At 66.8% G+C, this 21806-nt stretch carries 18 protein-coding genes; 8 read left to right on the forward strand and 10 right to left on the reverse strand.

From position 1 onward, the window contains the following. Window positions 1–87: 87 nt before the first annotated feature. A complete protein-coding gene (locus tag BWQ92_RS15495; protein ID WP_076800894.1) occupies window positions 88–3297 on the reverse strand; it encodes a bifunctional cytochrome P450/NADPH--P450 reductase in 3210 nt (1069 codons plus the stop codon). Window positions 3298–3744: 447 nt separating this feature from the next. Here BWQ92_RS15495 and BWQ92_RS15500 point away from each other — a divergent pair, with 447 nt between their 5' ends. From BWQ92_RS15500 to BWQ92_RS15520, 6 genes are all read left to right on the forward strand, one after another. Next, window positions 3745–5394 (forward strand): M23 family metallopeptidase, encoded by a 1650-nt coding sequence (locus BWQ92_RS15500; protein ID WP_157365174.1) that lies wholly within the window; start codon window positions 3745–3747, stop codon window positions 5392–5394. 247 nt (window positions 5395–5641) lie between these two features. After that, a complete protein-coding gene (locus tag BWQ92_RS15505; protein ID WP_076800896.1) occupies window positions 5642–6409 on the forward strand; it encodes an ATP-binding cassette domain-containing protein in 768 nt (255 codons plus the stop codon). An 11-nt stretch (window positions 6410–6420) separates the two neighbouring features. Next, a complete protein-coding gene (locus BWQ92_RS15510; protein ID WP_236782974.1) occupies window positions 6421–7320 on the forward strand; it encodes an ABC transporter ATP-binding protein in 900 nt (299 codons plus the stop codon). 102 nt (window positions 7321–7422) lie between these two features. Continuing rightward, a complete protein-coding gene (locus BWQ92_RS15515) occupies window positions 7423–8907 on the forward strand; it encodes an ABC transporter substrate-binding protein (protein WP_257787651.1) in 1485 nt (494 codons plus the stop codon). After that, window positions 8907–9227, forward strand: coding sequence for a hypothetical protein (locus tag BWQ92_RS24355; RefSeq protein ID WP_236782975.1), 321 nt, complete (start codon window positions 8907–8909; stop codon window positions 9225–9227). The genes BWQ92_RS15515 and BWQ92_RS24355 overlap by 1 nt, the downstream gene beginning before the upstream one ends. Continuing rightward, window positions 9182–10711, forward strand: coding sequence for an ABC transporter permease subunit (locus tag BWQ92_RS15520; RefSeq protein ID WP_236782976.1), 1530 nt, complete (start codon window positions 9182–9184; stop codon window positions 10709–10711). The genes BWQ92_RS24355 and BWQ92_RS15520 overlap by 46 nt, the downstream gene beginning before the upstream one ends. A gap of 54 nt (window positions 10712–10765) precedes the next feature. Here BWQ92_RS15520 and BWQ92_RS15525 read toward each other — a convergent pair whose 3' ends face one another. From BWQ92_RS15525 to BWQ92_RS15535, 3 genes are all read right to left on the reverse strand, one after another. Beyond that, the gene (locus BWQ92_RS15525; RefSeq protein WP_076800900.1) at window positions 10766–11581 is read right to left on the reverse strand and encodes an IclR family transcriptional regulator; all 816 of its coding nucleotides are present in this window, start codon (window positions 11579–11581) and stop codon (window positions 10766–10768) included. Window positions 11582–11726: 145 nt separating this feature from the next. Further along, the gene (locus BWQ92_RS15530; protein WP_076800902.1) at window positions 11727–12983 is read right to left on the reverse strand and encodes an aminopeptidase P family protein; all 1257 of its coding nucleotides are present in this window, start codon (window positions 12981–12983) and stop codon (window positions 11727–11729) included. Window positions 12984–13019: 36 nt separating this feature from the next. Beyond that, window positions 13020–14399 (reverse strand): MFS transporter, encoded by a 1380-nt coding sequence (locus BWQ92_RS15535; RefSeq protein ID WP_076800904.1) that lies wholly within the window; start codon window positions 14397–14399, stop codon window positions 13020–13022. 455 nt (window positions 14400–14854) lie between these two features. Between BWQ92_RS15535 and BWQ92_RS15540 the strand changes: the two genes are divergently transcribed. Further along, on the forward strand, window positions 14855–15412 hold the full coding sequence (locus BWQ92_RS15540; RefSeq protein WP_076800906.1) for an NADPH-dependent FMN reductase: 558 nt from the start codon (window positions 14855–14857) through the stop codon (window positions 15410–15412). A 328-nt stretch (window positions 15413–15740) separates the two neighbouring features. Here the strand turns inward: BWQ92_RS15540 and BWQ92_RS15545 are convergent, their stop codons facing one another. The 6 genes from BWQ92_RS15545 to BWQ92_RS15570 form a co-directional block, all read right to left on the reverse strand. Continuing rightward, complete coding sequence (locus BWQ92_RS15545) at window positions 15741–17069, reverse strand: flavin monoamine oxidase family protein (protein ID WP_076800908.1); 1329 nt, start codon at window positions 17067–17069, stop codon at window positions 15741–15743. Between the two features lie 20 nt (window positions 17070–17089). Next, the gene (locus BWQ92_RS15550) at window positions 17090–17515 is read right to left on the reverse strand and encodes a universal stress protein (protein WP_076800910.1); all 426 of its coding nucleotides are present in this window, start codon (window positions 17513–17515) and stop codon (window positions 17090–17092) included. A 122-nt stretch (window positions 17516–17637) separates the two neighbouring features. Further along, complete coding sequence (locus tag BWQ92_RS15555) at window positions 17638–18504, reverse strand: substrate-binding periplasmic protein (protein ID WP_076800912.1); 867 nt, start codon at window positions 18502–18504, stop codon at window positions 17638–17640. Window positions 18505–18560: 56 nt separating this feature from the next. After that, window positions 18561–19223: an amino acid ABC transporter permease gene (locus BWQ92_RS15560; protein WP_076800914.1), complete on the reverse strand. Its 663-nt coding sequence runs from the start codon at window positions 19221–19223 to the stop codon at window positions 18561–18563. Next, entirely contained in the window at window positions 19223–19870 is a 648-nt protein-coding gene (locus BWQ92_RS15565) for an amino acid ABC transporter permease (RefSeq protein WP_076803760.1), read from the reverse strand. Before BWQ92_RS15565 ends, BWQ92_RS15560 begins: the two co-directional genes overlap by 1 nt. 8 nt (window positions 19871–19878) lie before the next feature. Then, window positions 19879–20670 (reverse strand): amino acid ABC transporter ATP-binding protein, encoded by a 792-nt coding sequence (locus BWQ92_RS15570; RefSeq protein WP_076800916.1) that lies wholly within the window; start codon window positions 20668–20670, stop codon window positions 19879–19881. Window positions 20671–21010: 340 nt separating this feature from the next. Here BWQ92_RS15570 and BWQ92_RS15575 point away from each other — a divergent pair, with 340 nt between their 5' ends. Next, complete coding sequence (locus BWQ92_RS15575) at window positions 21011–21778, forward strand: SDR family NAD(P)-dependent oxidoreductase (RefSeq protein WP_083706336.1); 768 nt, start codon at window positions 21011–21013, stop codon at window positions 21776–21778. Window positions 21779–21806 lie beyond the last annotated feature (28 nt).

The raw sequence follows: 21806 nt of genomic DNA on the forward strand, positions 1-21806 counted from the left end.
GTACCTCGGATTTTCTTGGTGGTCGATGGTGCGCGATCTGCCTGCCAGCACAACTGTACATCCGCCTCCCGGTGTCCTGCCGGGAACCTACGTGAAGATGTCCGCCACGTACCTGCCGTGCGTGCGCTCCACCTCGTCCATCCAGGCATCGGCGTCCGCTTCCGAAGCGCCCGTGGCCTCCTGGTAGATGCGCTCGCAGGTGTCGCGGACCTCCGGCGCCATGTTCTTCCCGTCGCCGCAGACGTACACCGTGGCACCCTGCCGCACCAGTTCCTTCACGTCCGCCCGGTCCGCCCAGAGCCGGTGCTGCACATACTTCTGCCCGTCGGACGGCGCCTTGGAGAACACCGGCCGCAGGTCCAGGTTGGCCTGCTCCGCCCAGGACTCGAGCTCGGCCCGGTAGAGGAAATCCGTGTCCGGCGCCCGGCACCCGAAGAACAGCAGGGACTTCGCCGGCCTGATGTCCTCCGCCTGCGCCCGCAGCGCCCGGTCCTGCACGAACCCGCGGAACGGCGCCAGCCCGGTCCCGGCGCACACCATGATGACCGGCATCGCCAGGGACTCCGGCGGATGGAAGGCCGCGTTCGACGGCCGCACCGTCACCGCCACCCGCGATCCCGGCCGCGCCTGGGCCAGGTACGTGGACGCCGCCCCCTCGAAGGTGCCGCGCCCGGACCACGCCGGGGCCTGCACGACGGCGAACGTCAGGGTCGCGTGGTCAGGGCTCCAGAGCGGGGACGACGAGATCGAGTACCGCCGCGGGGTCAGCTGCGTGAGCAGCTGCAGGAACGTCGTGAGCGGCAGCTGGCACGACGGGTGCATCTCCAGCAAATCCAGCAGCGAAACCCTCTTGTCCACGATCTCGGCCGCATGCCGCTGCCGGTCCTGCGCCAGTGCATTGAGCTTCATGCGCTCCTCCATGTCCGTTGCCACCTCGGCCAGCTGTTCCAGCTGCGGCCGGGTGGCCGGCACCGCGAGTTCCACATAGCTGCTGAGCAGCTCGCCCACGGCCACGGGCGTGCCGGTGGGCAGGAACGTGTCCCCGTGCTCCATGGACAGCACCACGTGGGAGTCGTAGTCCAGGTTGAGGCGGGTGAGGGCCCGCTGCACCAGGTCCGCAGGGTTCAGCGGCAGCACGGCCAGGTAGTCGCCTGCCCGGTAGCCCATGCCCTCCGGCAGCGCGATCTCCACGTGCCGCTTGGACCGGGCGTCGGGCTTGGTCAGGTCCACCAGCTCCCGGTTGACGACGACGGTGCCCAGCGCCAGATCACCCTGCCGCAGCAGCGCGTCCCGGACGTTGCCCACGAACTGAACCTCCAGCTGCGGTTCGCCGGCGGGTGCGGTGGTCTTCTGCCCGAGGGCGCCGTCCACCGCAGGCCAGAACCCGGCGTACCACTCCTCGAAGTCGCCGAAGAAATCGCCCCGGGCGTTGGCCTCGCCGCGTTCGTAGACCCGCTCGGCGCCGGCCGCCTCGAGCCGCGCGTCGATGGCCTTGGGCACCTCCTGGTACGTCCGCGCCCAGTCCCGGTTGCCGTTGCCGAACACCGTGTACCGCACCCCGGCGAGGCTGCCCGGCGGCAGGCTTTCAGTCCAGGTCATGAAGCGCTTGGCGTTGTCCGGCGGCATCCCCTCGTAGGAGGAAGCGACGACGGCGACCAGCCCCACCGTGGGCAGCCCGCCGGCCGCCTCGTCCAGCGGTGCGATGGTGGGGCTGTAGCCCCGCCTCCCGGCGTCGTTCGCTATCCGCTGCGCAAAGTCACGGGACGTGCCCGCGTTCGACCCGTACAGCACCCGCACCGGGACGCCGTTGGCGGCGGCCTTCGGCGCTTCCTGTTCCCTTGCTCCCGGCGCTGTGTCCGCCTGCCCTCTGTCTGCCTGCCCGACGGCGGCACTTGCCGCTGCGTCAATCCGGACGTCCCGCCGTCGGACATGTACGTAAAGCCCTTCGGGCTTCATGGTCAGGGTGTGCTTGATGTTCAGCTCATAGTTCGGGTCCGCGGCCGTGATGTCGAAGCGCTGCAGGGCCTTGGCCAGGAAGAGCATGGCCTCCTGCAGGGCAAACCCGCGGCCGATGCACGAGCGCTGCCCGTTGCCGAACGGCTTCCACGCGTTGGGCGGGATGGACTCGACGCGCTCGGGGGAGAAGCGGTCCGGGTTGAAGAGTTCGGCGTCCTCGCCCCAGGCCGCCTTGTCCCGGTGCAGCTTCGGGATCAGGACCATGAGGGGCTGGCCCTTCGCCACCTCGTACTTGCCGCCGATGACCGTGTCCTCGTAGGCCGCCACGTTGAACGCCGGGGCCGTGGGCCACAGCCGGAGCGACTCCTTGAGGATCTGGTCCAGGTACCCCAGCCGGGGCAGGTGCTCGAACCGGGCGGCTTCCGTGCCCAGCACCTCGTCAACGAGGGCCTGGGCCTTCCGCATGACCTCCGGATGCCGCAGCAGCTCGTACATCGTGAAGCTGAGCAGGCCGCTGGTGGTCTCGTGCCCGGCCACCAGGAAAGTGACCATCTGGTTGCGGACGTTGCTCTCCGGCAGGCGCTCGCCGGTCACCGGGTCCGCCGCGTTGAGCATGGTGTCCAGGATGTCCTCGCTGCCTTCCGGGCTGGGGTTGCGGCGCCGATCGCCGATGAGATGCTCGGCCACCTCGAGCATCAGCGCGTTGTCCTCCTCCAGCTGGTGCCGCTTGCGGATCATGAGCTTGTTCTGCACGGGCAGCCGGGTGGACCTGTCCCGGGACTCACTCAGGGCACGAACCATGGCCCCGATGAAGGGGTGCATCTCGTCGCGGTAGAGGCTGTTGAACCGGTAGCTGAACGAGCACAGGGCAATGGTGTCCAGGGTCAGCCGGGTGGCGTTGTCCGAGAAGTCGATCCTCGCCGTCGGGCCCAGCCGCTCCCACTTGAGCAGCAGCTGCTCGAGGATGTCGTCCATGCCGGCGAACATCTGCGTCAGCGCCTTCGGGCCGAAGGCGGGCATCAGGATCCGGTGCGCCTTTTGCCAGTTGGGTTCCTCGGTCTCGGCGGTGAACAGGCCGTCCCCGATGAAATCCCGCACCTGGCGCAGGGAGATGCCGAGCACCTTGCCGAAGCGGGTTTCGTCGCAGATTTCGTTGACGAGCTCCTGGGACGAGACTGCGATCATGCTCCGGTTGAAAACCTGGATGCGGACGATGGGCCCGTACTGTTCCGCCACTTCGACCAGGCCAAGGATGCCCTTGCTGGAGTCGATGTCCGGCAGGTTGCCGACCAGCGGTTTTGCCGGCGGCTGGGGGATGGGGGCGGTGTTCGATGAAGTCATGGTGCCCTCCTAAGCGGTCTTCATTGACACTTGCCTGTGCTGGTTCTCTATTGCTTTTCGTTGCCGGGAGGGGGCGCCACGTTGTGCTCTTCTGTGAACGGGGCTGGCCGGGCGTCACGGGCCGGGCGCAGTACAGGATACTCCCGGGGGGTGCCGGCGACTACGGGTTATTTCTTTGGGGACGGGGTTGCGGGGTTCGGGGCGGGGCCGGGGTCCTAGCCGGGACTTCATGCCGGGGCCCTAACGTGCGACCGGCACATCGGGAAGCTCAACTTCCTGCGATGATTTACGCAATTCACCTACGGGATCGGTCAAGATTTTCCGAGCTTATCCACATAGGCGGCGATATCTGTTTCGCCGGCCTGCGCGGCGTGCTCCCATGGAACGAGCAGCCGCCATCCACCACCATTCCGACAGCATCGGGTGGCCTTCACTGGGGAGAACCAATTGGCAAAGCATCTAGAACCTGCCGCTGACCGGACCACGCCAGCCGTCGACCGGCGCATCCCGCAGGACCCGCGTCCTGCCGTCCTGAGCCGTGGCGTCCTGAGCCGTGCCGTCCGGGTCGGCGCGGGCACAGCGTTCCTGGCGGTCTACGCCGTTGGATTCCCGGGCACTGGCCCCGTTCTTTCGTCCGGGCAACTGCCCGCGGAGGTGGCTGCCGCCGTCTCCGTCAACGGGGCACTCGGATCCGGCGCCGTTGCCTCCGGCTCCGTTTCGGGCCCCTCCATTTCGGGCGCAAGCTCCGTCACGGCCTCCGGGAACGCGTTCCTGTCCTACAGCCAGACTCCCGTCTTCACCGTGGCACAGTCGGTGAACCAGCAACTCGACGTGCTCTCCACCAAGGTGCGGCGCCCGGCGGCCGGAACCCTGATGGCGCCGTTGGCCGTCCTGGTCCCCACCTCGCACTTTGGCCTCAGGACAAGTCCCATCACCGGCTCGGCGGGTGAGTTCCACTGGGGCCAGGATTTTGCTGCAGCCTGCGGCACCAACGTCTATGCAGCCGATGCCGGCGTGGTACGGACAGTGGGATGGCATCCGTGGGGCGGCGGCAACCGTGTGGAAATCGACCACGGCAACGGCCTGATCACCACCTACAACCACCTCGAAGGCATCGGTGTGAAGAAGGGCCAGACCGTCCAGGTGGGGCAACTCATCGCCAAGGTCGGGACCACCGGCGCATCAACCGGATGCCACCTCCACTTCGAAACCATTCTTAACGGCAAACACGCGGACCCCGACAACTGGACCCTGCTGCGCCACCGTTCCGCCGGGCCGGTTCCCGGTGTGAAGATGACCGACTACCGCAACGGCACCGCTTCGGGGACGCCGAGCTGGGCTATTCCGGTCGGCGTGAGTGCTCACAACAATGCGTCGGACGAAGGGCATGAAACGGCGGCCAGCGCTGTTGCCGCGGCGATCTATTGGCAGCCCGCCGCGTCCGTTTCCGCAGCCACGCCTTCAGATTGGCTGACCCCGCTGCCTGCCGCGAAGGTTGCCGCGCCCAAGCCTGCAAAGCCGGTTCCCGCCCCGAAGGTTGCCGCGCCCAAACCTGCAAAGCCGGCTCCCGCTCCGAAGGGCGCGCCGAAGGTGACCAAGCCGGCTCCGGCTCCGACGGTCACTGCGCCCAAGCCGACGAAACCGGCTCCGGCTCCTGCACCTGTTGTCGCCCCGGCCCCGGCCCCGGTTGTCGAGCCGGCTCCAGCACCGGCGCCGGTTGTCGCCCCGGCCCCGGCGCCGGTGGTCGCCCCGGCCCCGGTTGTCGATCCGGCTCCAGCACCGGCACCGGCACCTGCGCCAGCTCCCGCACCTGCTCCGGCCCCCGCTCCGGTTGTGGATCCGGTTCCGGCTCCCGCTCCGGCGCCAGCTCCGGCCCCGGCACCTGCTCCGATTGTGGATCCGGTTCCCGCACCGGCTCCGGTTCCCGCGCCGGCCCCTGCTCCTGCTCCGGCTCCCGTTGTCGACCCGGTTCCCGCTCCCGCGCCTGCTCCGGCGCCTGCGCCTGCACCGGCTCCGCAAGAAATCCAGGAACCGGCACCGGCCCCGGCAACCGAACCTGCCGCCGCCGCTGCAGCCCCCGCGGAGGCCACCAAGTAGCCACAACAAAATAGACCGCGCGGAGAGATCCGCGCATAAAAGGCAAGCGACGGCGATGAGTCCCTGGGAGGGGCTCATCGCCGTCTGGCTTGCCAGGGCCTCACAGTTCAGGTTTCCCGCTGCCTCATAATTTCCTGCTGCCTCATAAGGTGCCGTGCAGGACCAGATATAGGCTCGGATTCATTAATGCGAATGATTATTGATAGCATGAGGCGGTCCCGTAAGCCTTCCTAGAAATGACCCCACGATGCCAACTCCCGCCCTGTCGGTAAGGAACCTCGCGCTTTCCCTCGGTGCCCGGGAGTTGGTGCAGCCGCTGACGTTCACCGTTGGTACAGGGGAGCGAGTGGCACTGCTTGGTGCATCCGGTTCCGGGAAGTCCCTGACAGCCTCAGCCCTGACTGGCACTGTGCCGGAAGGAATCACCGCGAGCGGTGACGTAGCCTTTTCCACGACGGCCGGCACCCGGCCCGGTGCCGGTAGTGCTGCACTGATCAGGCAGGATCCGGCCAGTGCACTCAACCCGCTGGTTCCGGTGGGCAAGCAGGTGGCCATGCCGTTGCGCAGGTTCGGCCTTAGCCGGCGGGAAGCACAGGCGGAGGCCGGACGGCTGCTGGTACGTGCTGGGATGGATGGAACCGACCGGATCCTGCCGCGATACACGGGGGAACTGTCCGGCGGGCAGCTTCAGCGGGTGTGCATCGCGCTTGCCCTTGCCTGCGGCAGCAACGTGCTGGTGGCCGATGAGCCGACCACCGCGCTGGATGCGGTCACCCAGCGCAAAGTTCTTGCCACCCTCCGCACCTTGGCGACTGAGGGCCGCAGCCTTGTCTTCATCACGCACGATCTGCCGGTGGCGGCGTCCCTGTGCACCAGGGCGCTGGTGATGTCGGCAGGCAGGATCGTCGAGGACGTTCCGATGCGCGAGCTGCTGGACAACCCGCAGCACCCGTATGCCCGGCGCTTGGTCGAGGCCGGAAGGCGGGCTTCACTGCCGCTGGCGGCGGCAGCGTGACTGGCGGCAGCGTGACTGGCAGCAGCACAACGGGCAGCAGCGTGAGCGACGCCCTCCGCGTCACCACCCGCACCGGAGGAACGAATGCCGGCGGCTCAACCGGCCGCCCCCCAACCTGCCCTCCCACGCCCGGCGACCTCACGGCGGACAGCCTCTCGTTCGCCTACCCGCCGCGGGGCTTTCTGCGAAAATCTCCCGGGCACGCGCTTCAGGACATAACCCTCCGGCTCTCCCCGGGGAGCAGCACAGCCCTGGTGGGACGTTCCGGGTCCGGCAAGTCCACGCTGGTGCGCATCATGCTGGCGCTGACCAAGCCCTCCAGCGGCACGGTGTCCCTCGGTCCCCGTCCCGTTCAGCCGGGCTCCGCCAGGGCCCTCCGCTGGTACCGGCGGTCCGTGCAGTACGTTCCGCAAAACCCTGCCGGCAGCCTGGATCCGCGTATGACCGTGGCCCAGCTGCTCACTGAGCCGCTCCGGCAACTGCGGGTCGAGGGAAACCACCGGATGCTGGTGGCCCAGGCACTGGAGCGTGTGGAGGTGGCTGCAGCGCTGCTGGACCGCCGCCCGGGCGAGCTTTCCGGGGGCCAGAACCAGAGGGTCGCCGTGGCCCGCGCACTGGTTGCCTCACCTTCCTACCTGCTGGCCGACGAGCCCGTGAGTGGACTTGACCTGCCACTGCGGGACACCGTCCTGGCCCTGCTCGACAGCCTGGTCCGGCACGACGGCCTGGGACTGCTCCTGGTCACCCACGACCTTGCCACTGCAGCCAGGATGTGCGGCACCACTGCTGTCCTCGACGACGGCCGGATCGTGGAGCACGGTCCCACACACCAGGTTCTTAAGGATCCCCGGAATGAGGCCACGGCGGCCCTTCTCGAGGCATCGCCGGACCTGCTGCGCACTTACGCATAGCTCCGGCTCCCAGGGCGGGGGCCACTTTCATGATGAACAGAAGGAACAGGTACTACCGTGGCTAAACCGCGACTAAAAACAGGGGTAACCGCACTATTTTCTGTGCTGCTGGCAGCGGGTCTGGCCGGGTGCTTTCCCGCCGGCAACGAGAAGTCGGCAGGAACGGGTAATGACTCCGGACGGGTCCGGCTTGCCATGCTCCTGCCGCCGCGGTCCGGTCTGTCACCGCTGAGCGACGACGCGTTCAAGCTATCCCGCTGGAAGACCGCCGAGACGCTGGTGGTGCTGGATGACCTGGGGGAGGCCCGGCCGGCACTGGCCACGGAGTGGCAGCAACTGGACTCCACGTCGTGGAAATTCTCCATGCGGCAGGGCGTCAAATTCCACGACGGCACTGCCCTGACCTCCGCCGAGGCGGCAGCCTCCATCACCGCCGCTGCGCAGGCCAGCCCAAAGCCCAGGATTCTGGACGGCGTGGAGCTGAAGGCACAGGCTGAAGGGACCGCCGTCCTTATTAAAACGGCGACGCCGGACCCGCTGCTGCCCCAAAGGCTCTCCAGCCCCCAGTTGGCGGTGCTGTCCGCGGCGGCCTACAAGGAAGGCGGCGTGGTTGATCCCGTCAACGCCGGTACCGGCCCCTACCGCCTGGTGTCCGTGAACGGTACGTCCTCGGCCCGGCTGGACCGCTTCGACGGCTACTGGGGAGAGCCTGCCGGGGCTGCCGGCGTCGACGTGCAGTTCGTTCCGGACGGCACCGCGCGTGCAGCCGCCCTGCGGACCGGCGGCGCGGACATCGTCGAAGCCATTCCGGTGGGCCAGGTGGCCCAGGTTGACCCCGCCCTGGTGCACGAGGTGCCCATGCCCCGCACCAACACCCTGTACCTCAACACCTCCTCCGGGCCCTTCGCCGATCCCGCCGTCCGTGCGGCCGCCCGCGAGGCGATCGACGCCGGAACCATCGTTGACCGGGTCTATGAAGGCCGGGCGGACAAGGCTTCCGGTCTGCTGGGCCCTGCCCTCCCGTGGGCGGCGGACGAACGCGGCAGCAGCAGCTACGCCGCCGCCCTAGCCAAGCGGGTTGCGGCCAAAGCCGTCAAGGGAACACCCATCCGGCTGGGGACCTTCACGGACCGGGCGGAGCTGCCCGAAGTTGCCGTGCAGCTGGAACAGCAGCTGGAGGCCGCCGGGTTCGCCGTGGAGCAGGATGTCCGCGAGTACCAGCACATCGAGGCGGACGCCCTGGCCGGCGCCTTCGACGCCTTCATCCTGTCCCGGGCCACGGTGCTGGATTCGGGCGACCCTGTGGCCTACCTCTACAGCGATTTCTCCTGCGCCGGCTCCTTCAACATCTCCCAGTTCTGCGACGCCGGCGTGGACCGCGCCCTCGCCAAGGCCGCCGCCATTCCCGCCGGGCCGGAACGCCGCGCCGCCATCGCCGCCGCGGAGAGCCTCATCCTGGCCCGCGATGCCGCCATCCCCCTGCTGCACGAACGCGTCATCCAGGGGGAATCCGCCCGGGTACGCGGGGTGGAGCGGGATCCGCGTGAACGCGCCCTGATCACCAGCAGCACGGGGATCTCCGGCTGATGCCTGCCGGGGCCTTCCTGAAAATCACCGCGTCGCGGGTCATCGCCCTGCTGGCGCTGGCTGCGCTGGTGGGCTTGCTGCCGTGGCTTTCCGGCCGCGGGGCGGAGTACACCATTCTCCGAGCCCGGTACTCGGACCGGGAGCCGACGCCCGAGGCGCTGGCTGCCGTCCGCGCGGAACTCGGCCTCGAAGAGGGCCCCGGAACACTCCTGCTGGCCTGGATCCGGGGGTCTTCAGCGGAGACCTCGGCACCTCCTGGATCAGCAACACTCCCGTGGGGCCGGGCATTGCCGCCGCCCTGGGCGTTTCGGTCACGCTGATGGGGTTCGCCGTCGCCGTGGCCGTGCTGATTGCTTTGATGACCTGCATCCCGGCACTGGCGGACGGTGTCCGGGAGCGGCGCAGGCCTTCCTCCGGTGCGGTCTCTGCCGCGCTGACTGCGCTGCCCGAGTTCCTGCTGGCCGCCATGCTGCTGGTGGCGGGCAGCATCTGGCTGAACTGGTTCCCGCCCTTCGGCTGGACCGGGCCGGAGCACGCCGTGCTGCCGGCCCTCTCGCTGGGCATCCCGGCCGGCGGCCTGATGGGTCTGCTGCTCTCCGACGCACTCCGCGCCGCCTTCGGCGAAAGCTGGGTTGCCACTTGGCAGATGGCCGGCGCGCACCCTGCCCGGCTGGTGGCCGCGGTCCTGCGGCGCGCACTGCCGGCGGTGCTGCCGCAGGTGGGGCTGGTCCTGATCGGGCTGACCGGCGGCGCCGTGGCAGTTGAAAAGGTCTATGCCATCCCCGGCCTGGGCCGCGCCCTCCTGGGCGCCGCCAGCGCCCAGGACATTCCCGCCCTGCAGGCCGGCATGCTCGCGCTGATGGGCCTGGCGCTCGCCGTCGGAACATTGACGACGGCGGTGCGTTACCTTTTGCTCGGCCCTGCGGTCCGCTTCGGCACGCTTCCCCTGCCGGTGCCTTCCCGGCGTCGGAACCGGAGGGCGTTGGCGGTGCCGGCTGGGGCAGCCGCCGCCCTGCTGCTGGTTGTAGCGGCAGGACTGCTGCGGGATCCGTACACCTCTGCCCATCCCAGGCTGGCGCCACCCGCGTGGTCGCTGCCTTTCGGGGCCGACGCCAGCGGCCGGGACCTGCTGGCCCGGGTGGGGCACGGCGCCGTCGCCACGCTGGGGACTGCGCTGCTGGTGGTGCTGGTCTGCCTGGTGGTGGGGATAGCCGTTGGCCTTTTCCCGCTGGCGGCGGCAGGGCCGGTGGAGGTCACCAACGCGGCGCCGCCCATCCTGGCAGGCCTGGTGGTCGCCGCGGTCACCGGACCTTCCCCGATGGGCGCCGCGCTGGCCGTTGCCGCCGTGAGCTGGGCGCCGCTGGCAGCCCACACGGCAGCGCTGGCCCAGGAAGCCCGCGCGCAACCCTATGTGCAGATCCTGCCAGTCCTCGGGGTGGGACGCGGACGCATCATGGTCCGCTACATCCTGCCGGCAGTGATCCGGCCGCTGGCCCGGCATGCCATGCTGCGGCTGCCCGGCATTGCTTTGGCCCTCGCCGCGCTCGGGTTCCTGGGCCTGGGCCCGCAGCAGCCTTCACCGGAGTGGGGCCTCGTCCTGGCCGAGGGCATTAATTATGTTGAGCGGGCACCGTGGGCCGTGCTGGGGCCGGCGTCGGCACTGGCGCTGGCGTCTGTACTTGCCGTCAGCCTCGCCGGTGCCGGGACGGGGACCCGCGCCGCCCGACCCCTGGCGTCCCGGGACTCCGACACCGTCCCTGCGATATCCCCGACCGCGGCGGGGGCGGAAATGCCCAAGGTCTGATGCGTTACATCGCGGCGCGCTGGCGAAGTTATGCGCCGCGGCGTGCAGGCGGGCCTATGCGCTGCGGCGCTCCCTGGGGGCCGCACCGCCCAGGCGCTGCGTGACCTCCCGGGCCGCGCTGGCGCAGGCTTCGCCGAGGCTTTGCAGGGTGTCGGGGGAGACCCGGAACTTGGGGGCGGGGATCAGGACGGCGGCCACGATGTTTCCGCGGTGGTCGTACACGGGGGCGGCGATGCCCACTTCCTCGATGGACGTCTCGCCGTAGTTGATGGCCCAGCCGCGCTCGCCGACTTCCTCCAGCCGCTGCAGGTACGCCCCGACGGAGTGGTCATCGAGGCCGGGGAGGGTGATGGTGCCGCTGCGGAGCAGGGCGCCCACCCGCTCGGGCTGTTCTGCGGCGAGGAAGATCTGGACCGAGGCGCTGAGTGCGTCGCTGTACCGGGCGCCGAGCGGGGTGGTGTGCTTGACCTGCTGGCGGCTGGCGATCTGCTCCACGCACATGGACTCGCTGCCGTTCCACACCATGAGCGCGCTGGTTTCGCCGGTGCGTTCAGTCAGTTCCCGCAGCACCGGGTACGCCACGCGCCGTTCCTCGAGTTCTGCGAGCAGCGGTCCGGCCACCGCGATCAGGCCAAGCCCCAGGCGGAAGCGGCGGGTGTCCGGGTCCCGTTCCACCAGGTGCTCCTGCTCGAATGTGGCCAGGATCCGGGACACGGTGCTCTTGTGCAGGCCCACGCGGCTGGCGATTTCGGTGACGCCCAGCATGGGCTCGTCGGCGGTGAAGCTGCGCAGCACGGCGATGGCGTTGACGATCACCGAGGCGCCGCGGGCGTCGCCGTTGCCTGCCTCTGGGGAAACCGGGGGAGTCATAGTGTTCACTATATTTCTTTGCACAGAAGGTGACGGGCACGCCCTCCCCGCCATCCGCCGTCGTACTTAACCCAACGCTGCTAAATTGCAGCCTTGCGTTCTCGGCGGGCGGGGGAGGGCATGCCCTGTTGCTGGTTGGCCGGATTTAGGCGCTGATGATGTTGTGCTCGGGGCCGAACGGGAACTTGGTGATGTTCTCCGCGCCGTCCTCGCCCACCACCAGGATGTCGTGCTCGCGGTAGCCGCCGGCTCCGGGCTGGCCGTCCAGGACGGTGATCATCGGCTCCATGGAGACCACCATGCCCGGCTCGAGGACGGTCTCGATGTCCTCGCGCAGTTCGAGTCCGGCCTCGCGGCCGTAGTAGTGGCTGAGGACGCCGAAGGAGTGGCCGTAGCCGAAGGTGCGGTTGGCGAGCAGACCGTGCGAAATGTAGATCTCGTTGAGCTCGGCGGCGATGTCCTTGCAGACCGCGCCGGGCTTGATGAGTTCCAGGCCGCGCCGGTGCACCTCGACGTTGATGTTCCACAGTTCGAGCGAGCGGGCATCCGGTTCGCCGAAGAACAGCGTCCGCTCCAGGGCCGTGTAGTAGCCGGAGGTCATGGGGAAGCAGTTCAGGCTCAGGATGTCGTGCTCCTGGATCTTCCGGGTGGTGGCCCAGTTGTGCGCGCCGTCGGTGTTGATGCCGGACTGGAACCAGACCCAGGTGTCGCGGATCTCGGAGTTGGGGAAGGTGCGGGCGATCTCGTGCACCATGGCCTCGGTGCCGATCAGGGCCACCTCGTATTCCGTGATGCCGGCCTTGATGGCGTTGCGGATCGCCTCGCCGCCCAGGTCGCCGATCCGGGCGCCGTGCTTGATGACCTCGATTTCCTCGCCGGACTTGATCATGCGCTGGCGCATCGCCGCCTGCGCCACGTCCACCAGGGTGGCGGACTCGAACGCGGCCTGGATCTTGTTGCGGTTGTCCAGCGGCAGGGAGTCGTCCTCGACGCCGAGCCGGCGGACGTTGATGCCGCGGGTGCGCAGCACCTCCTGGATCGCGTGGATGAAGTTGTCCCGGCGCCAGTCCGTGTACACCAGGTTCTCGCCGTAGCTGCGGCGCCAGGGCATGCCGGCGTCGATATTTGCGGTGACGGTGACCGTGTCCTCCTTGGTGACCACCATGGCGTACGAGCGGCCGAAGTAGGTGAACAGGAAGTCGGAGTAGTACTTGATCGAGTGGTAGCTGGTCAGGACGACGGCGTCCAGGTCCTTCTCGGCCATGATCCGGCGGAGGCCGGCGAGACGGCGCTCGAACTCGGCGTCGGAGAAGGTCAGGGCCACTTTCTCGCCGTTGTTGAGGACCTTCAGGCGCTCGAGCTTGGCGACGTCGTTTACGGCTTCGTTCTCGGTGGTGGTCATGCTGCTCTTTCCTTTTCTTTTCTTGGGGTGGTGATGTCAGTGCTGCTGCAGGGGCTTCTTGGAAGTTTCCGCGGCGAACAGGACTGCGATGAGGGAAACCAGTGAGGCGGCCACGAGGTACCAGCCGGGGGCCAGCTTGTTGTGCGTGAGGCCGATGAGGAGGGTGGCCATGAACGGGGCGGTGCCGCCGAACAGGGCGTTGGAGACGTTGAAGCTGACGGCGAAGCCGCTGTACCGGATCTTCGTGGGGAAGAGTTCGGCCAGGAAGCTGGGCAGCGTGCCGTCGTTGAGGGTGAGCATGCCGCCCAGGAGGATCTGGACCAGCACGATCACCAGGAAGTTGCCGGTGTCCAGGAGCATGAACGCCGGCACCGTCACCAGCATGAACAGCACGGACGCGGTGAGCAGCATGGTCTTGCGGCCGAACCGGTCCGAGGCCATGCCCGTCAGGAAGATGAAGCCGATGTAGCTCGCCAGCGCAATGGTGGTGGCCAGGAACGACTCACCCGCACCGAACCCCAGTTCCTCGCTGAGGTAGGTGGGCATGTAGCTGAGGATGACGTAGAAGCCGACGGCGTTCAGGAGCACCGCGCCGGTGGCAATGATGAGCTGCCTCCAGTTGTTCCGGAACATGTCCCTGGCGGGTGCCTTTGTTCCTTCCTTGTCATCGGCGAGGGCACGGAACGCGGGGGTGTCCTCGAGCTTGGTGCGGATGTAGCGGCCGATCAGGCCCATGGGTGCAGCCAGCAGGAACGGCAGCCGCCATCCCCATTCGTGCAGCTGGGCTTCGCTGAGTGTTGTGGTCAGCAGGGCGGCCAGGAGGGAGCCGAGGAGCAGGCCTGCGGCCGTGCTGGCGGGTACGACGGCGGCATAGAGTCCGCGCCTTCCCGCCGGTGCGTACTCCACCAGGAAGGCGGAGGCGCCGGCGTACTCGCCCGAGGCGGAGAATCCCTGGACCACGCGGACCAGCAGGAGCAGGACCGGCGCCAGGATGCCGATGGTCCCGTAGCCCGGGATCAGGGCAATGCAGAACGTGGCCACGGACATGATGACGATGGAAAGCGACAGTGCTTTCCGCCGGCCGAGCCGGTCGCCGATGTGGCCCCAGAAGAAGCCGCCCAGCGGACGGACGAAGAACGATATGGCGAAGACGCCGAAGGTCGCCAGGAGCGCCGTCTGCCGGTCTGCCTCCGGGAAGAAGACCGTGGAGATGACGCCGGCCAGGTAGCCGTAGACGGCGTAGTCGAACCATTCGACGAAGTTGCCGATGAAGCTCGCGGTGACCACCCGGCGTCGGGTGTCCTTGCTGACGTCGTCGCCGGTGTGGGGTGCTTTTTCGTTGACGGGGCCGGCCTGGCCGCTCAGCTGCGCTGCTGCTCCGGCCGCTTCGGAAAATTGGGATGTCGGGGGTTTCATGTGTCCACCAATGAAATCTCGGGTTGCTTTCACTGCAACGCTGTTGCACCAGACTAGACGTGACGGCGCTCACCCGTCAATGGGTATTTTCTGGTTACTTCGGGGAAGAAGGTCGGCTTGGGGCGGGCGCGGTGCGCCGCGAGGGAAACTTGCTGGGTTGCCAGAGTTGCAACAATGTTGCTCTCGGTGATGCATGGGGATGGGCCAAGACAAAACGCTCCCTCACTTTTCGTCGCCTTTTCCTGGACCGTTCCTCACCTTTCGTTGCCTTGTTCCGGACCCTTCCTCATCTGGCCGCACCGGGCTGGGGAGGCGATTGAGAAACGGCGGCGGGATCTGAGGAAGGGTCGAGGGAAAGGCGACAGGATATGAGGAGGCGTTGGCTGGCGACCGGACTAACGGGCTCGTCGACTGCGTTGTACTGAGGGACAGCCTCGATGAGCGGAGGGTGAATCATGATGAAGATTGCGGTCGTCGTTGGCAGTACGCGTCCGCAGCGCCGCAGCCGGCAGGTTGCAGAGTGGGTGCTTTCCCGCGCAGTTGCCAGGGGCGGCGCGGACTTCGAGCTGCTCGACCTGGCGGACTACAACCTTCCGTTGCTGGACGAGCCCATGCCGCCGTCGATGGGTCAGTACTCGCACGAGCATACGAAGGTCTGGGCCGAGGCCATTGCGCGCTTCGACGGATTTGTCTTCGTGACGGCCGAATACAACCATTCAGTCCCGGGGGCGCTGAAGAATGCGCTGGACTACGTTTACGCGGAGTGGAACAACAAGGCCGCGGGGTTTGTCAGCTATGGAAGCGCCGGGGGAGTGCGGGCTGTTGAGAACCTCCGATTGATCACGGCTGAACTGCAAATGGCCGGCGTCCGAGCGCAGGTGGCGCTGCCTTTCGCAACAGAATTCGAGAATTACACCGTCTTCACGCCGAGCGATGACGCTGAAGAGGCGTTGAAACCTCTGCTGGATCAGCTCATCTCCTGGTCCGCCGCACTTAAAACGCTCCGGACCTGACCGTGCCTTTGCCCGGGGGCTGGTGTCCGCTGCCCTTGCAAAGTGCGCGAGGGATTGGGAAGAAGCGGCAGGATCTGATGGAGCGTCGGGGTAGAAGCGGCAGGATCTGATGGAGCGTCGGGGTGGGGGCGGCAGGATCTGATGGGGCGTCGGGGTAGAAGCGGCAGGATCTGATGGGGCGTCCGGGGTGGGGGCGGCAGGATCTGATGGAGGGTCGGGGTAGGGGCGGCAGGATGTGACGGGGCGTTGGGGTGGGGGCGGCAGGATGTGACGGGGCGTTGGGGGTAAGGCGGCATGGACCCAGACGAGGCCCATGCCGCCGTCGTGCCTAACTCGCGGGCTTCAGGGATGCCCGGATCAGCGAGGCAACGCGTTCTGCCTCGGTGTAGGCCCCGTGGGTGCCGGCGGTCTCTGACGTGTAGTCGCCGGCAAAGTGCAGCGACCCGATGGAACGCTGAAGCTCAGGCAGGGCTGCTGCCCGCTCCGGGCTGAGCAGGGCAAAGCAGTGCTGCCAGGTCTGGGCGTGCACGCCGAGGACCCGCCCGCGGAGCTGGGGTGCCACCGTGTACACGTCCTCCATCCACTGCGCGAGCCGTTCCTCGTCGTCGGCAAATCCCGGAAGGTAGCCCGAGGAATTTCCGTAGCAGGTCAACTGGAGGATGTTTGCCTTCAAGGTCTCTTCTGTGCCGCCGGGGACAGGGTTGATGATGGCGTCGAAGGGCATCCCGACGGTCACGATGAAGGCCCAGTCCTTGAACTCCGGGAGCCCTTCAATGTCTGCAACAATGTTCAGCGTAGTGCTGCCGGGGCTGGCCACGCGGTTGAGCGCCGTCGTCTTCCACTCGGGCAGGTCCTTGACGACGCCGGGAACCACGGGGGCGGGAACGGCCAGGACCACATGTTTGGCAGTGAGCGTGTGGTGGCCGCCGTCGTCCGTCACTGAAACCTGGTAGACGCCCTCCTCTTCGAGCAGGGTCACGTCCGTTACCTGCGTGTTGTAGCGGACCGTGCCCCCAGGCAGGCGCTGCAGAATGGCCCGCGGGATGGCCTGCATCCCCTCCAGCGCGAACAGGCGGTTGTCCTTCTCCCGCGCCAGGTAGCTGGCAAAATAGCGCAGCGCGTACTTGGCTGAAAGATTGGCCGGATCGCCGACGGCGCCGCCACGGATTGCGGTGGCAATAATGTCCCGGACAGCCGGCTGGAGGTCGCCGATCCGGTCGGCCACCGTCTCGCCGGAAAGTTTGTTGAGTTCGCCGGCTGTGGTCCTGTCATTGACGTAGTCCCGGTACTCCGTGAGGGACGTATCAATGAACTTGATCAGCTCGGTTTTCTCAGAGTCCGTGAGGTTGAGGCCGGCCACAACATCCTCGTTGGCCGCCGCCACCACGGTTTTGCCGTTGACGTGGATGCCGTACGTTTCCGGGAGGAAAGGAACAGTCCTGATCCCCAGCTCATTCACGAGCTCCTCCGACTTCGTTCCCTTGTAAACGAACATCGCGCCGGAATTGGCCGACGTTCCGGCGAGCTGCACCGTGTGTGACCGGCCGCCGATGTCATGGCCGGACTCCAGGATGAGGACGTCCAGCCCCGAGTCCCGCAGGTAGTACGCGGTGCCAAGTCCCGCGGCACCGCCACCAACAATTACTACGTCATGCAATCTGGGCTCCTCGTGAAAAATCAGTCGTCGTAAGTGTTGGCAATGTAGACGTCGCAGGTCGCGCTGTGAGCCACGCTGTTAGCCACGCTGCCCAGGACGCGTCCAATGCCCCGCATCCGGCGGTTGCCCACCACGATGAGGCGGGCCTCTTTGCTCAGTGCTTCCCTGATCAGGGCATCGGCCGGCCGGCCGGAGGCGGCAGCGTAGGTGATCTTGATGTCCCCGCCGAGGGTGTCAGCCACGGATCTGGCGACGTGTTCGGCCTTGTCGGCGTCCGAGACGAGCCATTTGCTGCTGCCCGTGCCGAAGACGTCCGAGCGGTCGCTGTCAAAGGCCGACACCACATGAAGGGTCGCGCCAAGTGCTGTGGCGAGGTCTCTTGCAGCCTCCGCTGCCTTTCTGGCCGTGGCGCTGCCATCGACTCCTACAACTACGGTTCCGCTCATGTGCATGCTCCTTTGCTTGCTTTGAAACCCGAAAAAATGGGCGCAACTTCGGCGCCTATAAAACGTCATCAGGGCGGCGCCGGACAGGACATCCGGCGCCGCCTATAGAGGGAGAACTCCCGTTAGAGTTCGGTGGGTGCGCCGGGCTCGCCGACGGAGGCGTCCACTCCGTACTTCTCGAGGAGCTTCTTGATGGTTCCGTTGTCGCGGAGTGTCTTGATGTCCTCGTCCAGCGCCTTGCCCAGGGCCTCGTTGTCGAGGCTGGACGGCAACATGACCTGGCCGACAGCGGCGAACTGTGGGACCTTCGGGTTCGGCTTAACGTCGACCACCTTGGCGCCCTCGATGGGGGCGTCTTTGAGCCGGTAGTTTGCGGATGCGGAGGATGCCACGAGCGCGTCGATGCGTCCGGCCTTGAGATCGGCGTAGATGGATTCGTCGTCCTGGTAGATCTTGAACTTGTCTCCGAGCCACTTCTGCATGCTGTCGTTCCAGAGGTTGCCGGCGACCGAACCGACCACGTGGCCCTCGAGATCATCGCTGGTGAGGCCCTTCGTCGAAACGATCCCCTGCGGATCGTTCCACAGCGGTGTGCTCATGTAGACGATCTTGGTCCGTTCCTTGGTGCGCAGCCAGTTTCCCGAGCCGATATCAACGCGCTTTGACTGCACTGACGGGATCACCGCTCCGGCACCGCCTGAAGTGCTCACCGTGACTTTGAGGCATTCGAGCTTGGCGATCTCGTTGATCAGGTCGCCCTCCATGCCGGTGACATTTTCACCTTCCAGGATCGTGGCGGGTGCGTAGTCGTAGCTGGCGACGGTGAGCTCGCCGTCGGTAATGGTTTTGAGGTCACTGTGTGCCGGTTTGCAGTCGGAGGCGACGCTGCTGGTTTCGCTGCCGCCGCAGGCGCTGAGGGAGATCGCGAGCAGGCCGGCGGCGCTGCCGGCTGAAAGTGCGCGCACAAGGGTACGGGGATTCCGTGACATGGTTTTCCTTTGTTGTGTGGTGTGGGCGGTTTGCCCGGGATAAGTGGAGCGGAGGCTTAGTTGCGTTGCAGGTGGCGTCCGAGGCGTTGTTCCAGCACCCGGATGAGGCCGAGGAAGACGAGGGTGAGGGATCCGTAGATCACTGCGGTGAGGGTGTAGACGCTGAGGTATTCGAAGGTGATGGATCCGATTTCGAAGGCTTTGGACATCAGTTCGGGCACGGCGATCACGAAGGCGAGGGCGCTGCCTTGGAAGACGAGGACGGCGAGTCCGGCCAGGGGCGGGGTGGAGATCCTTAGTGCCTGGGGCAGGATGATGAGCCGGAACCCGGTCCAGCCGCGCAGCCCGGAGGTGAGGGCTGCTTCTTTCTGGCCCAGGGGTACGGAGGCTATTCCGGCGCGGAAGTATTCGGAGGCGTAGGCGCCGGTGTTCCAGGTCAGCGCGATGATCGCGGTGGTGAGGGAGGTCAGGGTGATGCCGGCGTCGGGGAGGCTGAAGTAGAGCAGGTAGAGCAGGACCAGGGCGGGCAGTCCGCGGCCGATCTCGACGAACAGGAATGAGATCCATTGCAGGGGCGCGAGTTTGGAGGCGGCCATGACGGCGAAGAGCAGGCCGAGGGGGAAGCCGAAGAGCAGCGAGAGCCCGGTGAGCTGGAGGCTGACCAGGAGTCCGGGGGTGAGGTTGGGCAGCCAGGAAAGCCATTGGGTGAGGAGTTCCATCACGCGACTCCGATCTTTCGGCGCAGGGTGAGGTCGACCCGGCGTGAGATGAGGGCGACGACGAGGCTGATGACGATGTAGAGGACCCCGGCGACGACGAAGGAGAGGAGGCCTTCGTGGGTTTGTTTGGCGGCCTGCTGGGCGTAGTAGGTGATTTCCCGGACGCCGATGGTGGAGGCCAGGGCGGAGTCTTTCAGGAGTCCGATGCCGTAGGTGGCGATCGCGGGCAGCGCTACGCGGAACGCCTGCGGGGTGATGATGTGCCCCACGGTGGTGACGGTGGACAGTCCGAGGGCGTGGGCGGCCTCGCGCTGGCCGTCGGGGATGGACAGCAGCCCGGAGCGGTAGATTTCGGCCATGAACGCGGAGGCGATGATGGAGAACCCGATGATCGCAGCCTGGATCGTGCTCAGCCGCAGGGAGTACTGGGGCAGGCCGAAGTAGATCAGGAACAGCCAGGTGATCGGCGGGATGACCCGCACGATGTTGATGTAGAGGGTCGCGGCCGCGCGGATGATGGCGATGGGGGAGCGGGCGGCGCCGACCAGGACCAGGCCGATGAGCCCGCCGATCAGGAGCGAGGCGCCGGTGACGTAGAGGGTGAGTCCGACGCCGCGGGCGATCGCTGGCAGCAGTTCTGCAATCATGACCGGGCTCACCGGTCCAGAACGGCTTTGAGGAACTGCCGGGTGCGTTCGTTCTGCGGGTCCGACATGACCTGTTCGCTCGGGCCGATCTCCAGGACGCCGCCGTTGCCCATGACCATGATCCGGTCCGAGACGTCCCGGGCGAAGTGCATTTCGTGGGTGACGACGAGCATGGTCATGCCCTCGTCGGCGAGGTCGCGCATGACGGCGAGGACTTCCAGGCCGATTTCCGGGTCCAGGGCCGAGGTGGGTTCGTCGAAGAGCATGACCTTTGGTGAGAGTGCCAGGGCGCGGGCGATGGCGATGCGCTGCTGCTGCCCGCCGGAGAGGCGGGCCGGGTAGGCCTTGGCCTTGTCCGGCAGGCCGACATGCTTGAGTAGCCGGTTCGCGGTCTCTTCGGCCTGTTCCTTGCTGGCCCCGAGGACCTTGCGCTGGGGCAGGGTGATGTTCTCCATCACGGTCAGGTGCGGGAACAGGTTGAAGCTTTGGAAGACCATGCCGGTGACGCGGCGGAGGTGGTCCAGGCTGGCCTTGTCCGGCAGCTTCCCGCCGGCCACAACCCGGGCACCGCCGATTTCGATCGTGCCCTCGGTCGGTGTTTCCAGGTAATTCAGGCACCGCAGGAACGTGCTCTTGCCCGCCCCGGACGGGCCGATGATCGAGACCACCTCGCCCTCGTTCATCGCCAGATCCACATCCGACAGCACACGGGCTGCGCCGTAACTCTTGCCAAGCCCGGAGACCACGACCTCGCCAGAAAGCGCGATCGGGGAAGCTTTTGTGCCAAAACTGAAGCTCATCCTTTGGTTCCTTTGGATAGCGGGACTTCCTTGTCCCGGAGGTCGTTCCGTTGCGATGCCGTGCCCTGCAGCAGCGGCACCCTTGGGCCACGGCTCCAGTCGCACCTCGCTTGCGATGTATGAAGTAGATCACAGCTTCCGACATATAAGCAATACTTTAGGAATATATCTTTTAAGCTCTGCAGTCCACGGTTGCAAGCAACTGAAGCAAAAAAACATTTAAAACTAAAATCTATTGCTCAGCCCATGTGACCTCCATTACAGTAGAGGAAATCCCGGCTCGTGACACGCATCACGCCGGCCCATCACACCCCACGCAAAACTCCCACGGAGGAACAAGATGAATGCTCTGACCCTGACCGGCCAGGTTGCCCTGGTGACCGGAGCCGGCCACGGCATCGGCCGCGCCAGCGCCCTGGCGCTGGCGGAGGCCGGCGCCTTGGTGGTGGCCTCGGACATGGACTTTGCGCGCGCCGCCGAAACCGAGCAGCTGATCAAAGACGCGGGCCACAAAGGTGTGGCGGCAGTTGCTGACGTGACCGACGAAAAGGCGATGGCCGCCGTCGTCGATGACATTGTCCGGACCCACGGCCGGCTGGACGTTGTCCACGCCAACGCGGGCGTGCTCATGGCGGGAACCGCCCTGACCCAGACCCTCGACGAGTGGGACAAGACCTTCCAGGTCAACGTGCGCGGCACATTCCTCACGGTGCGGGCGGTGCTTCCGCAGATGATCAAGCAGAAGTCGGGCGCGATCATCATCACGGCGTCCGTTTCCGGCCTGATCGGGGAGCCGGACCTCGTTGCCTACAACACGTCCAAGGGCGCGCTGGTGAACCTCACCCGGCAGCTCGCCGTTGAGTACGCCAAGGACGGAATCCGCGTCAACGGCGTGTGCCCCGGATGGATCGAAACAGGCTTCAATGACCCCGTGCTCGGCCACCTGGACACGGAAGAACTCGATCAGCTCGTCGGAACGCAGGTACCTCTGGGACGCCAGGGTACACCGGAGGATATCGCCCCCTCGGTGGTGTTCCTCGCGTCGGACTGGGCCCGGTACATCACCGGGCAGCTCCTGCCCATCGACGGCGGCCTGACGTCAATGTAGACGCCGGCCCTCCCGTCCCAACCATCGG

The sequence above is a fragment of the Arthrobacter sp. QXT-31 genome, assembly GCF_001969265.1.
In the GTDB taxonomy this organism is placed as follows: Bacteria; Actinomycetota; Actinomycetes; order Actinomycetales; family Micrococcaceae; genus Arthrobacter.

Coding starts and splice junctions, on each gene's coding strand:
- BWQ92_RS15540 (WP_076800906.1), top strand. CDS start 14,855: ATGATGAAGATTGCGGTCGTCGTTGGCAGTACGCGTCCGCAGCGCCGC.
- BWQ92_RS15525 (WP_076800900.1), bottom strand. CDS start 11,581: ATGACTCCCCCGGTTTCCCCAGAGGCAGGCAACGGCGACGCCCGCGGC.
- BWQ92_RS15505 (WP_076800896.1), top strand. CDS start 5,642: ATGCCAACTCCCGCCCTGTCGGTAAGGAACCTCGCGCTTTCCCTCGGT.
- BWQ92_RS15570 (WP_076800916.1), bottom strand. CDS start 20,670: ATGAGCTTCAGTTTTGGCACAAAAGCTTCCCCGATCGCGCTTTCTGGC.
- BWQ92_RS15535 (WP_076800904.1), bottom strand. CDS start 14,399: ATGAAACCCCCGACATCCCAATTTTCCGAAGCGGCCGGAGCAGCAGCG.
- BWQ92_RS15555 (WP_076800912.1), bottom strand. CDS start 18,504: ATGTCACGGAATCCCCGTACCCTTGTGCGCGCACTTTCAGCCGGCAGC.
- BWQ92_RS15560 (WP_076800914.1), bottom strand. CDS start 19,223: ATGGAACTCCTCACCCAATGGCTTTCCTGGCTGCCCAACCTCACCCCC.
- BWQ92_RS15565 (WP_076803760.1), bottom strand. CDS start 19,870: ATGATTGCAGAACTGCTGCCAGCGATCGCCCGCGGCGTCGGACTCACC.
- BWQ92_RS15530 (WP_076800902.1), bottom strand. CDS start 12,983: ATGACCACCACCGAGAACGAAGCCGTAAACGACGTCGCCAAGCTCGAG.
- BWQ92_RS15550 (WP_076800910.1), bottom strand. CDS start 17,515: ATGAGCGGAACCGTAGTTGTAGGAGTCGATGGCAGCGCCACGGCCAGA.
- BWQ92_RS15575 (WP_083706336.1), top strand. CDS start 21,011: ATGAATGCTCTGACCCTGACCGGCCAGGTTGCCCTGGTGACCGGAGCC.
- BWQ92_RS15495 (WP_076800894.1), bottom strand. CDS start 3,297: ATGACTTCATCGAACACCGCCCCCATCCCCCAGCCGCCGGCAAAACCG.
- BWQ92_RS24355 (WP_236782975.1), top strand. CDS start 8,907: ATGCCTGCCGGGGCCTTCCTGAAAATCACCGCGTCGCGGGTCATCGCC.